This is a genomic window from Halopenitus malekzadehii (assembly GCF_900108505.1).
GTDB classification, from domain to species: domain Archaea; phylum Halobacteriota; class Halobacteria; order Halobacteriales; family Haloferacaceae; genus Halopenitus; species Halopenitus malekzadehii.
The window spans coordinates 552342-566277 of record NZ_FNWU01000001.1; the positions used below are offsets into that span (position 1 = coordinate 552342).

11 protein-coding genes and 1 tRNA gene are annotated in these 13936 nt (G+C 67.8%); 6 read left to right on the top strand and 6 right to left on the bottom strand.

The window, feature by feature from the left end:
* Positions 1–123: 123 nt before the first annotated feature.
* The 4 genes from BLW38_RS02790 (at position 124) to BLW38_RS02805 (ending at position 7228) form a co-directional block, all read left to right on the top strand.
* The gene (locus BLW38_RS02790; protein ID WP_092813963.1) at positions 124–2049 is read left to right on the top strand and encodes a beta-CASP ribonuclease aCPSF1; all 1926 of its coding nucleotides are present in this window, start codon (positions 124–126) and stop codon (positions 2047–2049) included.
* A 105-nt stretch (positions 2050–2154) separates the two neighbouring features.
* A complete protein-coding gene (locus BLW38_RS02795; RefSeq protein WP_092813966.1) occupies positions 2155–2577 on the top strand; it encodes a DUF7518 family protein in 423 nt (140 codons plus the stop codon).
* 27 nt (positions 2578–2604) lie between these two features.
* Positions 2605–6201: a chromosome segregation protein SMC gene (gene smc, locus BLW38_RS02800; protein ID WP_092813969.1), complete on the top strand. Its 3597-nt coding sequence runs from the start codon at positions 2605–2607 to the stop codon at positions 6199–6201.
* Positions 6194–7228 carry a segregation and condensation protein A gene (locus BLW38_RS02805; protein ID WP_092813972.1) on the top strand — a complete coding sequence of 345 codons (1035 nt, stop codon included), beginning with the start codon at positions 6194–6196 and terminating at the stop codon, positions 7226–7228. Before smc ends, BLW38_RS02805 begins: the two co-directional genes overlap by 8 nt.
* Positions 7229–7273: 45 nt before the next feature.
* On the opposite strand, the gene BLW38_RS02810 is transcribed toward BLW38_RS02805, so the two are convergent.
* Together BLW38_RS02810 and BLW38_RS02815 are read right to left on the bottom strand one after the other, a co-directional pair.
* Positions 7274–8041 (bottom strand): HD domain-containing protein, encoded by a 768-nt coding sequence (locus BLW38_RS02810; RefSeq protein ID WP_092813975.1) that lies wholly within the window; start codon positions 8039–8041, stop codon positions 7274–7276.
* A 4-nt stretch (positions 8042–8045) separates the two neighbouring features.
* On the bottom strand, positions 8046–8741 hold the full coding sequence (locus BLW38_RS02815; protein WP_092813978.1) for a phosphoribosyltransferase: 696 nt from the start codon (positions 8739–8741) through the stop codon (positions 8046–8048).
* 116 nt (positions 8742–8857) lie between these two features.
* Here BLW38_RS02815 and BLW38_RS02820 point away from each other — a divergent pair, with 116 nt between their 5' ends.
* Positions 8858–9346 carry a nucleoside deaminase gene (locus BLW38_RS02820; RefSeq protein WP_092813981.1) on the top strand — a complete coding sequence of 163 codons (489 nt, stop codon included), beginning with the start codon at positions 8858–8860 and terminating at the stop codon, positions 9344–9346.
* Between the two features lie 80 nt (positions 9347–9426).
* On the opposite strand, the gene eif1A is transcribed toward BLW38_RS02820, so the two are convergent.
* The 4 genes from eif1A to BLW38_RS02840 form a co-directional block, all read right to left on the bottom strand.
* A complete protein-coding gene (gene eif1A, locus BLW38_RS02825; RefSeq protein ID WP_092813984.1) occupies positions 9427–9711 on the bottom strand; it encodes a translation initiation factor eIF-1A in 285 nt (94 codons plus the stop codon).
* Between the two features lie 169 nt (positions 9712–9880).
* Positions 9881–9955 (bottom strand) — tRNA-Met (locus BLW38_RS02830).
* Between the two features lie 117 nt (positions 9956–10072).
* On the bottom strand, positions 10073–10531 hold the full coding sequence (locus BLW38_RS02835; protein WP_245710032.1) for a GtrA family protein: 459 nt from the start codon (positions 10529–10531) through the stop codon (positions 10073–10075).
* Complete coding sequence (locus tag BLW38_RS02840; RefSeq protein ID WP_092813987.1) at positions 10528–11334, bottom strand: glycosyltransferase; 807 nt, start codon at positions 11332–11334, stop codon at positions 10528–10530. The genes BLW38_RS02835 and BLW38_RS02840 overlap by 4 nt, the downstream gene beginning before the upstream one ends.
* A gap of 149 nt (positions 11335–11483) precedes the next feature.
* Between BLW38_RS02840 and BLW38_RS02845 the strand changes: the two genes are divergently transcribed.
* Complete coding sequence (locus BLW38_RS02845) at positions 11484–13934, top strand: DUF2298 domain-containing protein (protein WP_092813990.1); 2451 nt, start codon at positions 11484–11486, stop codon at positions 13932–13934.
* Positions 13935–13936: the final 2 nt, after the last annotated feature.

The following is a 13936-nucleotide window of genomic DNA, read 5'->3' on the forward strand; positions in this document are numbered from 1 at the left end:
CATTATGCCTCCCTCGTCACCACTGACGACACAGCAGTCGTCGGACCTCGAACCCGAACGTCCCCATCCGAGCAGCCGGAGACGGACGTCCTCGGCGTCGGTTACCGCGGGGGATTTGTACCTATGAGCCAAGTCGATACCCAACTCGAAGACATCAGATCCCAGATCGAACAGGAGATCCCCAACGACGTCACGATCACGGACGTAAAATACGAAGGCCCGGAGCTGGTCGTCTACACTCGCGACCCCAAGCGGTTCGCGGGCGACGGCGACCTGATCCGCCGGCTCGCCTCCCAGCTGCGCAAGCGGATCACGGTGCGGCCGGACCCGAGCACGCTGTCGCCGCCCAGCGAGGCCCGCCAGCAGGTCCTCGACGTCGTCCCCGAGGAGGCGGGGGTCAGCGACCTCGACTTCCACGCCGACACCGGCGAGGTCGTCATCGAGGCCCAGAAGCCGGGGATGGTGATCGGCCGTCGCGGCTCGACGCTGCGTGAGATAACCCAGGAGGTCGGCTGGACCCCGGAGGTCGTCCGGACCCCGCCGATCGAGTCCTCGACGGTCTCGAACGTTCGCAACTTCCTGAAACAGGAGCGCGAGGAACGTCGCGACATCCTCGAACGTGTGGGGAGACAGATCCACCGCGAGGAGCTCTCCGACGACGAGTGGGTCCGGATCACCACGCTCGGCTGCTGTCGCGAGGTCGGCCGTGCCGCCTTCATCCTCAACACGCCCGAAACGCGGATCCTGATCGACTGTGGCGACAAGCCCGGCGCCGAGGGCGAGGTTCCGTATCTACAGGTGCCGGAGGCGCTCGGCGCGGGCGCACAGAACATCGACGCCGTGGTCCTCACCCACGCACACCTGGACCACTCGGCGCTCATCCCGTTGCTGTTCAAGTACGGCTACGACGGGCCCATCTACACGACCGAGCCCTCGCGGGATCTGATGGGGCTGCTCCAGCTCGACTACCTCGACGTCGCCGCCAAGGAGGGTCGCACGCCACCCTACGAGTCGGCACAGGTCCGGGAGGCGATCAAACACACGATCCCGCTGGAGTACGGCGACGTCACCGACATCGCGCCCGACGTGAAGATCACCTTCCACAACGCGGGCCACATCCTGGGGTCGGCGGTCACGCACTTCCACATCGGCGACGGCCTCTACAACGTCGCCTTCTCCGGCGACATCCACTACGACGACACCCGGCTGTTCAACGGGGCGGTCAACGACTTCCCGCGCGTGGAGACGCTGGTGTTGGAGTCCACCTACGGCGGTCGCAACGACTACCAGACGGACCAGGAGGACTCCGAACGAAAGCTCAAGGAGGTCATCAACGAGACCTACGACCGCGGCGGCAAGGTCGTGATCCCGGCCTTCGCCGTGGGTCGCTCCCAGGAGCTGATGCTCGTCCTGGAGGAGGCGATGCGGAACGGCGACATTCCGGAGATGCCGGTCCACCTCGACGGGATGATCTGGGAGGCGACGGCGATCCACACGACCTACCCCGAGTATCTGCGCGACGACCTCCGTGACCGGATCTTTCACGAGGACGAGAACCCGTTCCTCGCGGACCAGTTCAACCACATCGACGGCGGCGAGGACGAACGACAGGAGGTCGCCGACGGCGACCAGTGCATCATCCTGTCGACCTCCGGGATGATCGAGGGCGGACCCATTATGTCGTGGCTTCGCCACATCGGTCCCGAGTCGGACTCGACGCTGACCTTCGTCGGCTACCAGGCGCAGGGAACGCTCGGTCGACGGATCCAGAACGGCTGGGACGAGATCCCGGTCGACGGCTGGGGCGGCGGCGGGCGCGGCGACACGCTCACGCTGAACATGCAGACCGAAACCGTCGACGGGTTCTCCGGGCACGCCGACAGACAGGGGCTCGAGAACTTCGTGAAGACGATGAACCCCCGTCCAGAGAAGGTGCTCTGTGTCCACGGCGACGAGAGCTCGGTCCAGGACCTCTCCTCGGCGCTGTATCACGATTACAATATGCGGACGTTCGCGCCGAAGAACCTCGAAACGTTCCGGTTTAAGTGACACACCGGTCGGCCCATCGTCGACGACGCCTCCGCGCCTCGAATGAGGGTCAGTCACACACACGTCTGACACACATTTATACGTCTCGGCCGACCGAACACACGTATGAGTAATCGGGTGACGGAACTCGAACGCCAGGTCTCGGAGCTTCAGGCGGCGGTCAACGGACTCACTGAGGAGCTCGTCGAGACCAAAGAACGCGTTCGACAGCTGGAGGCGGGTGACGCGTCCGGGTCGACCGGGGCGACGGCCGACGAGACGTCAGAACCGGCCGCGAACCGCAGCGGGAGCGACCAGCCGGGTGCCGGACCGACGCCGGAGGCTCCCGAACCGACGGAACGGACGACGAAGAGCGACGATCACGTGAACGTGGTCGAACAGACCGAATCCGACGGCGACGCCGACGCGACCGCTGCAGCCGCGGAAGCGGCCGAAGCCGCAGCCGATGCGGCGGCGGACGACGTCGACGCGGACACGGACGAAGACACGACGGGCGGCCTCGAGGAAAGCGACATCATCGTCGCGTAAGCTCGCGGCCCCCTCGCGAGCCCATCAATGCACATCACAGAAGTCGTTCTGGACGATTTCAAGAGCTTCGGGCGGACGACGAGGATCCCCTTCTACGAGGACTTCACGGTCATCACGGGCCCGAACGGGTCCGGAAAGTCGAACATCATCGACGGGATCCTCTTCGCGCTCGGGCTCGCACGGACCCGCGGGATCCGCGCGGAGAAGCTGACCGACCTGATCTACAACCCCGGCCATGACGGCGCGGAGTCCGGCGACGGTCCCGACGAGGCCGCCGTCACGGTCGTACTCGATAACTCCGACGGGACCCTCGATCGCGGACAGGTCGTCTCGGCTGCCGGCTCCGAGAACGTCGGCGACGTCGAGGAGATCACGGTCAAGCGGCGCGTCAAGCGAACTGACGACAACTACTACTCCTACTACTACCTCAACGGTCGCTCCGTCAACCTCTCGGACATCCAGGACCTGCTCGCGCAGGCCGGGGTCACGCCGGAGGGATACAACGTCGTGATGCAGGGCGACGTCACGGAGATCATCAACATGACGGCCTACCAGCGCCGTGGGATCATCGACGAGATCGCCGGCGTCGCCGAGTTCGATGAGAAGAAGGAGGCCGCCTTCGAGGAACTGGAGGCCGTCGAGGACCGGATCGGGGAGGCCGACCTCCGGATCGGGGAGAAGGAGGACCGCCTTGACCGGCTCGCCGACGAGCGCGAGACTGCCCTGGAGTACCAGTCCTACCGCGAGGAGCAGGAGGAGTACCGCGGCTACCGCAAGGCCGCCGAACTCGAGGAGAAGCGCGAGACCCGCGAGGAGGTGTTCGCGGAGATCGAGGAGACCGAGGCCGAACTGGCCGACCGGCGGGCGGAACTCGACACGCGCCAGGGACGCGTCACGCGTCTCGAATCGGAGCTCTCGGAGCTCAACGACGAGATCGAACGGACGGGCGAGGACGAACAGCTCGCGATCAAAGCCGAGATCGAGGAGATCAAAGGCGACATCTCGCGTCTCGAGGGACAGATCGAGAACGCCGAGAGTCGCCTGGAGGAGGCCGAGACCGACCGCCGCGACGCGTTCGTCCAGATCGACCGCAAACAGGAGACGATCGACGACCTCGAGGCGGACGCCAAGGAGATCAAAGTCGAGAAGGCATCGGTCAAAGCCGACGTCGCCGACAAGCGGTCGGAACTCGCGGAGATCGAAGCGGAGATCGACGGGATCGACACCCAGTACGACGAACTCAAGGCCGATCTCGCCGAGAACAAAGAGCGGCTCGAGGAGCTCAAGGCCGACAAAAACGACGTCCAGCGTGAGAAGGACCGGCTGCTCGATGAGGCGCGGCGACGATCGAACGAGATCAGCGAGGCGCAGTCCGATCTGGAGGAGGCCCACGAGCGGATCCCGGATCTGAAAGCCCGGATCTCGGAGCTGCACGGCGAACTCGACACGGCGGAGACGAACCGCGACGCGATCGAGGAGACGATCGCGGACCTGTTCGCCGAGAAGACGGAGCGACAGGAGCGGCTCGACGCCCTCGAGGACGACCTCCGGGAGAAGCAAAGCGAGTACGCCACCCTCGAGGCGGACGCGAAGAACCGCGGCGACACCTCCTGGCCGCGAGCGGTGACGACGATCCGAAACGCCGGAATCGACGGGGTTCACGGCCCGGTCGGTGAACTGGCGTCGGTGGACCCGACGTACGCGGAAGCGTGTGAGACCGCGGCCGGCGGCCGACTCGCGAACGTCGTCGTCGATGACGACGGGGTGGGCGAGACCTGTATCGACCACCTCAAGAGCCGCAACGCGGGCCGTGCGACGTTCCTGCCGATCACGGAGCTCGACGACCGCGGCCTCCCGAACGCGCCGACGATGCCGGGCGTGGTCGACTTCGCCCGAAACCTCGTCGAGTACGACGCCCGCTACGATCCGGTCTTCTCGTACGTTCTCGGGTCGACACTCGTCGTCGAGGACATGGCGACCGCTCGCGATCTGATGGGCGACTACCGGATGGTGACCCTGGAGGGCGACCTCGTCGAGACATCGGGCGCGATGACCGGCGGCTCGGGCGGCGGATCCAGATACTCCTTCAGCACCGCTGGCGGCGGCAAGCTCCAGCGGCTGGCCGAGGAGATCGAGGAGCTCGAGGACGAACGGCAGTCCCTCGAGTCCGAGATCGACGACCTCGACGCGGAGATCGACGACGCACGCGAACGGAAGGCGGACGCGGAGGAACGCGTCCGGTCGGTCGAAGCCGACATCGACCGGGCCGAAACGGACCTGGAGGATGGACACGACCGGATCGAGGAGCTGGAGTCGACGCTGGAGACGCTCCACACCGAGCGCGAGGAGGTCGACGAGCGGATGACCGAGCTCGACGCGGAGATCGAGGAGTTGGCGAGCGAGCAGGCGGCGGTCGAGGACCGGATCGCAGAGATCGAGGCCGAGCTCGCGGACTCACGGATCCCGGAGCTGACGAGTCGGGCCGACGACGTGCGCGATGAGATCGAGGACCTCGAGTCGCGGATGGACGACCTCGACGGCCGGCTCAACGAGGTGCAACTCGAGAAGGAGTACGCGGAGGACGCCGTCGAGGAGCTCCACGACCGCATCGAGGCGGCCCAGAACAAGAAGGCCGAGGCTGAGGAGACGATCGCCGACCACGAGGCCGCCATCGAGGAGAAGCGGGAACTGCTCGCCGAGAAGCGCGATGAGATCGAGGACCTGGAGGAAGAACTGGCCGAGCTCAAGGCCGAGCGGTCGGACCTCCGGGAGACGCTGTCGGCCGCGACCGAGGAGCGCGACGAGCAGCGACAGCGCGTCTCCACGGTGGAATCGACGCTCTCGGACCTGTGCGACCGCGCGGACCGCTTGGAGTGGGAGATCGACGAACTCGAGTCGCAGGTCGGCGACTACGACCCCGAGTCGATCCCCGACCACGACGAGGTGGAGCGTCGCATCGAGGAGCTCGACGCCGAGATGGAGGCGTTGGAGCCGGTCAATATGCGCGCGATCGACGAGTACGACGAGGTCGAAGCGGCACTCGACCAGCTTCAGGAACGGCGCGACGTCCTCGTGACCGAACGCGACGGGATCGAGGAGCGAATCGCGGAGTACGAGTCACAGAAGAAACGGACGTTTATGGACGCCTTCGAGTCGATCAACGACCACTTCGAGGACATCTTCGAGCGCCTCTCCGCCGGGACCGGCGAACTCGTCTTAGAGAACCCCGAGGACCCCTTCGAGGAGGGACTCACGATGAAGGCCCAGCCGGCCGACAAGCCGGTCCAGCGGCTCGACGCGATGTCCGGTGGCGAGAAGTCGCTGACCGCGCTGGCGTTCATCTTTGCCATCCAGCGGCACAACCCGGCACCCTTCTACGCGCTCGACGAGGTCGACGCCTTCCTCGACGCGGTCAACGCCGAACGGGTCGGCGAGATGGTCCACGACCTGGCCGGCGAGGCGCAGTTCGTCGTGGTCTCACACCGCTCGGCGCTCCTCGAGCGCTCCGAGCGGGCGATCGGCGTGACGATGCAGGAGGACAACGTCTCCGCGGTGACGGGGATGCAGTTCGGCGCGGACGGCGAGGAGGCCGACGGGGACGGGGAGGTGCCGGCCGATGACTGACGGCGAGGAGGAAACCGACGGCGGATACGTCCCCGAGATCGACCTCGCCGGCGAAGCCGATGTTGACACGTCCGTGGCTGGAACGCCCACGGTCGGCGACGGGACGTCATCGGCCGGCGACGCCACGGCCGACGGCGACGCCACGGCCGACGGCGACGCCACGGCCGACGGTGCCACGACCGACGACGCCACGGACGACGAGGTCGAACCGGTGGAGCTGCTCGTCCAACTGGCCGAGGAGGGCGAGATCGAGCCGTGGGACATCGACATCGTGCAGGTGACGGACGCGTTCCTGGCCGAACTCGACGCCCGGGACCTGCGGACGACCGGACGGGCGCTGTTCTACGCGAGCGTCCTGTTGCGGATGAAAAGCGACGCGATGCTCTCGGACGACGAGGAGGACGACGCCGACGAGCCGGAGTTGGAGCCCTGGGAGGCCGCGATGCGCGGCGAGGGACGCCCGGGCGTCGGCGCCGGCGACGGGGACGGGGATCCGACCGACGGCGACGGGTTCGATCCGGTCGACCGCCTCGAGGCGGAGATGGACCGCCGGCTGGATCGCAAGAACACCCGGGGGTCGCCCGAGACGCTCGACGAACTGGTCCGCGAGCTCCGGGAGGCCGAGCGCGGCTCGTGGTGGAAGCGATCGCGGGAGTACGACACCTCGGAATCGCCACGGGGACACGACCGCGGGACGCAAACGCTCGACTACCGCGCCGCCGGCGACGTCCGCCGGGAGGGCGAGCCGACCGAGGGCGACGTCACCGGCGGGACCCACGACGAGGACATCGAGGAGGTCATCGACGACGTCCGGACCGCAGTACGGACCCAGTACGACCAGGGCCGCACGGAGGTGCTGTTCGCGGAGATCGAGACGATCGGCGGGCGACCCTTTATGACCTACCTCGCGCTGTTGTTCCTCGCACACCGCGGCGGCGTCCGACTCCAGCAGGACGACCTCTTCGGCGACCTGTGGATCCGGGACCCGACCGCAGCCACCGTCGAGGCGGAAGCGATCGCAGACTGACCGCGGCCATCGCTCCCCGTCGTCATCGGCAGCACGTCGGCGACGTCACGCCGGATCGTCGTGATCACGGGCGGCAACGTATCGATCGTGGATGCGGTCGAGATGGGAACGCCCCGTCTCCGTCGACACGCTTCGACGAGCCGTCACGAAGAACTCGTCGAGCGCGTCGTACTCGGCGAACGCGTCCGCCGTCGGAGCGCCCGACGCCGGATCGTCCGTCGTCGGATCGTCGGCCGATGAGTCGGCCTGGTCGTATCGATCCGCACGCTCGTAGACGAGCGCTTGGAGGCACATGTCCACCACGTCGAGATCCTTGACGACCCGCGCCTCGGGACGGTCCCGGCGTTCGTAAGTCTCCCAGTCCGCACGGAGTCGCTCGGCGGCGTCGAAGGGCGCAGTCAGGTCGGCAACCGCACCGCGTTCGGCGGCCGCCTGCTCGTCCGCGTCGGGAAGCGATTCGGCGGCTTCGGGATCGGCGCGGGTGGGGACGTCGCCGGTTTCGGCCTCGCCGAGGTCGTGGACCACCGCCATCCGGAGGGCGGCATCGAGGTCCAGGTCGGGGAACTCGTCGGTGAACGTCTCGCCGATCGCGACGACGAGATAGGCGACCCCCCACGAGTGGGCAGCGACCGACTCCGGATCGTGGACGCCCCGAAGCGCCCAGCCCGTTCGCGTCTCGTCCTTCAGCGCGAGCGCGTCACACAGCGCCTCGATCGCCGATTCGCTGACCGTCGTCGCCCGAGAGTCATCGGCGTCGTCGTCGAAGTCGGTATCGGTGTCGAGGTCGCCATCGGCCGCGGGGTCATCCGTCATCGGATCACTGGACCAGCCGCCACTCGCCGTCGCCTGCCATCTCGATCACGTCCCGACGCTCCATCTCGGTGAGCACCTCCGCGAGACGGTCGGGTTGGGCGATCTCCATCTCGATGCGGTCGATCCCGTGGTACTCGGCGAGCACGGCGCGGACGTCGGCCTCGGAGAACGTCGTCTCCGGGGCACGCTCCATCGCGCCGGCGATCAGGTCGATTATGTCCTCGATGAAGTTCCACGGGTAGACGACCCACGTCCACTCCGCGAGGCGCTCGCCGACGAAGTCGGGATCGAACTCCGAGGTGCCGAGCAGCTGGAGGGTCGCCGTTCGGACGGTTCCGGCGTCGCGGTCGGTGACGTATTCCTCGGCACGCCGGATGGATCCGCCGGTGTCGGCGATGTCGTCGATGATCAGCACGTCCTTGTTCGCGACGCTACCCTCCGGCATCGGGTAGCGCACCTGGGGTTCGTCGGCCTTCTCGCCGGTGCCGACGTAATGTTCCATCTTCAGGCTGGTGAGGTCGTCGAGCCCGAGGAAATCGCAGGTACACCGGCCGGCGAACCAGCCGCCGCGGGCGAGCGCGACGACGACGTCCGGCTCGAAGGACGCGCGTTTGACCTGGTTCGAGACGGTCCGACAGAGCCCGTAGATGTACTCCCAGTTGGTGATCGTGCAGTCGAAATCGTCCGGGAGGTCGCTCATTCGTGTGCGGAACTGGCGGGCCGGTCCTCATAAGCGTATCCGACGAGTCGTGGCAGTCGTCGATGGAGGATCCCACTCCCCGATCGCTTTTCGGGCGGGACCGCAAACGACGGCCGATGACCGACGCACCCAAACTCGACACGGTCGATCACGAGACGCATCTCCGTCGGGCGATCGAGCTGGCCCGGGTGGCCGCCGACCGCGGCGACGAGCCGTTCGGATCGGTGCTCGTCCGCGACGACCGGATCGTCGCCGAGGCGTCGAACCGGGTCCACACTGCCGACGACGTCCGACGCCATCCCGAACTCGATCTCGCCGCGCGCGCCGTCCGCGACGCCACGCCGGCCGAACGCGCACGGACCGTGATGTACACGAGTACCGAACCCTGTCCGATGTGCTCGGGCGGGATCCGGTCGGCGGGGCTCGGTCGCGTCGTCTACGCCGTCGGGAGCGATGAGATCGCCGAGTTTCAGGGTGAACCGATGCCGCCAGTTCGGTCACGGGACGTGCTCGCAGGCGTCACCGAGGTCGTCGGACCGGTGTCGAACGCGGCCGGCCGCACCGTCCATACGGAATACGGGTGGGACGGCCGGCGTGACGACTAGCGGGATGGCGGCTGATCGAAGGGAAAAAGACGGCTCGAAAACACGGGACCGCCGGAACGTGCGACCGCCGGGTCGCTGAACTACTCGATGTGGCCTTCGCGGCGGAGCTGGTCGGCCGCCGAGTCGTCGTAGCGCCACTCGATGTTCGCCTTCTCGTCCTGGAAGCTCCAGGGCTCGGCGAGGACGACGTCGTCCCGGTTGATCCAGTTTCGGTACTTCATTCGACCCGGAATCCGTCCCATCCGCTCGACGCCGTCGGCGCATCGCAGCCGCACGCGGCTGTGGCCGAGCATCTCGGTCACAACGGCGAATACCTGATCGTCGTTGGGCATTCGGAGGTCCCGACGCCCGCTTTGTTCGCTCACACACTTGATACGCTCCGGTCACGTATAAGGGGTTGGATCGTGAGACCGACTGCCACGTGCTTCGTCGGGTGGATATTCGGGCCGAACACGGCGACCGCGAGAACCGACACGACGGTGACACGATCGGCTATTCCGGCGTAAAAACGCGATCTCGAAAAACGATTGGGAGTAGCGGGAAGTGGATTTGAACCACCGATCTCCGGGTTATGAGCCCGGCGGAATCTCCTGGCTATCCCATCCCGCTACTGGAACGAAAACGAGTCCAACGGTTAAGGGTTGTGATTCGACTGCCGTATGCGAGTTAACCGCGTGCGAAACGTTCCATCACTTATAAATGGTTCGTGCGGCTGAAACGGTCGTCTCACCGGGTAGCGGCCACGCGCCAGGTGAACAGGCTCTCGGTGACGTAGTTGACGACGAAGGAGACGCCGATGGCGATGGGCATCGTCACCACCGCCCAGACGTCGGTGCCGGCCACGAGCACTTCGACGTCGAGGCCGGTCAGCGACCACACGACGAGGAACTGCACGGCGAGTCCCCCGGATCGGACGACGTTCGACCGGATCAGCCGGCGGATCTTCGCGGCGCGGCCGGGCGCGCCCTGGCCGTCGAAGGTCCAGGCGTCGTTTATCAGGAACATCACGATGATCGCGCACTCGGTCCCGACCACCTTCGCCCACTGCGGCTCCAGCAGGGCCGTGAGGGTGAGCGCCGAGCTGATCGGCAGGTCGATCATCGCGCCGAGCGCGCCCACCGAGAGGAACCTCCCAAACCGAGCGCCGGTCGCGAGCTCGTCGAGGGTGTCCTCGAGGATACTCACGTCGGCTCCCTCCGTCCATCGCGTCCGGCCGTCCCGTGCAGCCGATCCAACAGTGACGGTCCGGGGTCGATCGGGAGCAGTCGGTGGAGCCGGCTCCCGGAGACGACCGCGGACCGGTGGTGGGCCACCGCGAGCCCGCGGAACATCCGGACGGTGTCACGGACCGGATCGACCGTCGATCCGGGCTGGTCCTCCCAGCTGATCGGGACCTCACGGATACGGGCGCCGTACGCGCCCGCAAGCGCGACGAGTTCGATGTCCCAGGCGAATCCCGGTTCGTAGACGTCGTCCCGCACCCGACGCCACGTCTCGGCGGTCATCGCCTTCGCGCCACACTGGTAGTCGTACAGCGACGGACCGAGAACGCGGCGGGCAAGCCACGCGAACCCGTCGCCGAGCGCGCGCCGGAGCACGGTCTGGTGGGACTGAACGACCGCCTCCGGGTGTCGCCTGGAGCCGACCGCGAGGTCGGCCGTGCCGTCGAGAACGGGATCGATGACGGCTGCGGCCGCGTCGGCGTCGGTCGCCCCGTCGGCGTCGAAAAAGGCGAGGACGTCGGTCTCGAGCGCCTCGAACCCCGCCGTTATCGCGGTGCCCTTTCCCCGGCGACGATCGACCGCGTTGACGTGGGCGGGAAGGTCGGATGCGTCCTGAAGCGCGTCGCGAACGGCCGGCTCGGGATCGTCGAGTTCGATCCGGATCGTCTCCGGGTCGAGCCCATCGTCGAGCGACCGGACGTACGCCATCAGTCGGTCGACGTCGGGGCGAAACGCGGGGACGACGATCCCGAGCGTCGCGGACATACCGGTCGATACCCGGCCACCGCTAAAAAACGCCGTGACTCGCCACGCGGACACGCGACCACGCCGGCGGCGGTGAACCGTCGTGGGACCGCCGGTTCCACACCGGCCCGACCCGAAGGGATTACACCGTGGCCGGGTCTTCCGGGGATATGGAGGTCCTGCTGGTCGGACGGTGGCTTCTCACGGTCGCAGTCCTTGCGGCGCTTGCGATCCCGATCGCGGCGCGGCTGTTTCGGTGGACGCCCGGGCGCGGCATCGGGCTCGCGCCGATCCTCGCGGTCGCCATCCTCACGACCGTTGGCTATTGGGTCGGTCGCGTCAGCTTCGGCGTCGATGCCCTTGCCGCCGGACTCCTCGTCCTCGGCGTCGGCTCGCTGGCTGCGTCGATCGACCTCGAGGCGGCTCGGCGGGGATCGCTCGCGATCGCGGACGATGCGTTCCCGGCCGACCGGCGGACAGCCGGGTCCGCGGCCGTCGTGTTTCTCTGTGCGTTCGCGCTCGTCCTGGCTATCCGTGCTGCGGACCCGGCGATCGCCGCCGTCGGTGGGGAGAAGTTCCTTGACTACAGCCTGCTGCGGAGTCTGCTCAGGGCCGAAACGCTGCCGCCGCTCGACCCCTGGTTCGCCGGCGAGACGGTGAACTACTACTACGGCGGCCACCTCGCGGCCGCGCTGATGACGATCCTGTCGGGAGTCCCACCCGCGTACGCGTACAACCTCGCGCTGGCGACCGTCTACGCCTGTCTGATCGCCGCCGTCTTCGAACTCGCCCGCGGGATCGCCGCGGACCGGATCGACGCCGACCCGGAGACAGCCGATCGGAACGCCGACGACCCGGAGGCAACCGACCGGATCGCCACCGGTGCCGGTGTCGCCACGGCCGTGGCCGTCGGGCTGGCGAGCAATCTCGCCACGGTGCGGTCGCTGCTCGCACGCGTCGGCTCGGGAGCGACCGCCGAGGCGGAGCCGTTCCACTACTGGGACGCGAGCCGGGTCATCGAGGGAACGATAAACGAGTTCCCGTTCTTCGCGTTCCTCAACGGCGACCTTCACGCACATATGATGGGCGCACCGTTCCTCGTGCTCGGGGCGGCGCTCGCCTACGCCTATTGGCGGACCTCCGAATCGGCGCTGCGCCGTCGCCGACTGCTCGTCTTCGGCGCGATCCCCGTCCTCGGCGGGACCATCGCGGTGGTTCACACCTGGGACCTGGCGACGCTTTTCGGGATCCTCTGGCTGGCCGTAGCGTTCGCGCCCGCCCGCCCGCTCACGCTGTTTCCGGTCGGCGACGTCCTGCCGACCGGCGACGGTCCCTCGATCGGCGACGTCCCCCCGGATGACGGCGAATCCGGCGTCGGTGTTGGACCCCCTCGATCGGTTCTCCGGACCGAGGTCGAACGAACCGGCGGCGCGATCGCGGTGACCGTAGTCGCAGCCGGGATCGCCGGAGTCCTCGCGGCACCGTTCCTGCTCGGCGCGAGCAGCGGCCAGGAGCCGGCGCTCGTTCCCCCGGATCAGCGATCGGGACTCGGGGGGCTACTCACGGTCCACGGCGCGTTCCTCGCGGCGTTTCTCGCGTTCCTCGCCGGCCGGCTCGTCGGGACCGGACCGCGAACGACCGGCGGTGACCGCTCGCCGTCGGCCGGGTGCGGCTCGCTCCTCGTCGGGGTCGCCGCGGTCGTGGCGAGCGGCCTCCTCGCCGGCGTCCCCGCGATCGCAGTCGTTGTCCCGCCGCTCGTTCTTGGCTGGGTCGCGCTGCGGGCAGACCGCGGGGCGAACTTCGAAACGGTCCTGATCGTCGGCGGCGCCGGACTGGTCGGGCTCGTGGAGATCGTCCACCTGGCCGAACAGGCCGGACCGGGCCGGCTCAACACCGTCTTCAAGACGTACTTTCAGGTCTGGACGTTGTGGGGGATCGCCGTCGGCGTCGTCCTCGCGGAGCTCTGGTCGAGAGGGTTCAGGGGCGTTACCGCCGGTCGGACGGCCCGCGTTCGGCGATCTGCGGCAACGGTCTTGCCGAAGGGGAGAACCCTCGCGCGCGCTCTCGTCGCCCTGCTCGTCGTCTCGACGCTTCCGTACGCCGCGCTCGCGCTCGACGCACACTTCGACCGGCACGACGTCGGGACCCTCGACGCGACCGCCTTCGTCGCTATCGAACACCCAGAGGAAGCACCGGCGATCGCGTGGATCGATGAGCACGCGACACGCGAGGACGTGCTGTTGGAGGCACCCGGAACGACCCGGTCGCCCGAGGGGCTCGCGCGGGCGGCCGAGCCCGGGATGTACACCTGGCGGGCGAATCCGGCCTCCTCGCTGACCGGGATTCCGACCGTCGCGGGGTGGGACCACGAGGTCGGCTACCGCGGCGTCGAGCCCTACGAGCGCCGCGTTACGGCCGTCGACCGGGCGTATGCCGGGACGACGGTCGAGCGCGTCCGAACGCTCGACGCCTACGACGTGACCTACGTGTGGGTCGGGCCGACGGAGCGCGAGCGGTACGGGGAGGACGTCGCGTTCGACCACCTCGAGGGCGTGTCGGTCGCCACCGAGACCGATCGCGTGACGGTCTACCGGGTCGATCAGGACGCGTTACCGGGGTGACC

Excerpts from the sequence above, each read along its gene's own strand:
- BLW38_RS02795 (WP_092813966.1), top strand. The coding sequence starts at position 2,155 with ATGAGTAATCGGGTGACGGAACTCGAACGCCAGGTCTCGGAGCTTCAG.
- BLW38_RS02790 (WP_092813963.1), top strand. The coding sequence starts at position 124 with ATGAGCCAAGTCGATACCCAACTCGAAGACATCAGATCCCAGATCGAA.
- BLW38_RS02810 (WP_092813975.1), bottom strand. The coding sequence starts at position 8,041 with ATGACGGATGACCCCGCGGCCGATGGCGACCTCGACACCGATACCGAC.
- BLW38_RS02845 (WP_092813990.1), top strand. The coding sequence starts at position 11,484 with ATGGAGGTCCTGCTGGTCGGACGGTGGCTTCTCACGGTCGCAGTCCTT.
- BLW38_RS02840 (WP_092813987.1), bottom strand. The coding sequence starts at position 11,334 with ATGTCCGCGACGCTCGGGATCGTCGTCCCCGCGTTTCGCCCCGACGTC.
- BLW38_RS02805 (WP_092813972.1), top strand. The coding sequence starts at position 6,194 with ATGACTGACGGCGAGGAGGAAACCGACGGCGGATACGTCCCCGAGATC.
- BLW38_RS02815 (WP_092813978.1), bottom strand. The coding sequence starts at position 8,741 with ATGAGCGACCTCCCGGACGATTTCGACTGCACGATCACCAACTGGGAG.
- BLW38_RS02820 (WP_092813981.1), top strand. The coding sequence starts at position 8,858 with ATGACCGACGCACCCAAACTCGACACGGTCGATCACGAGACGCATCTC.
- smc (WP_092813969.1), top strand. The coding sequence starts at position 2,605 with ATGCACATCACAGAAGTCGTTCTGGACGATTTCAAGAGCTTCGGGCGG.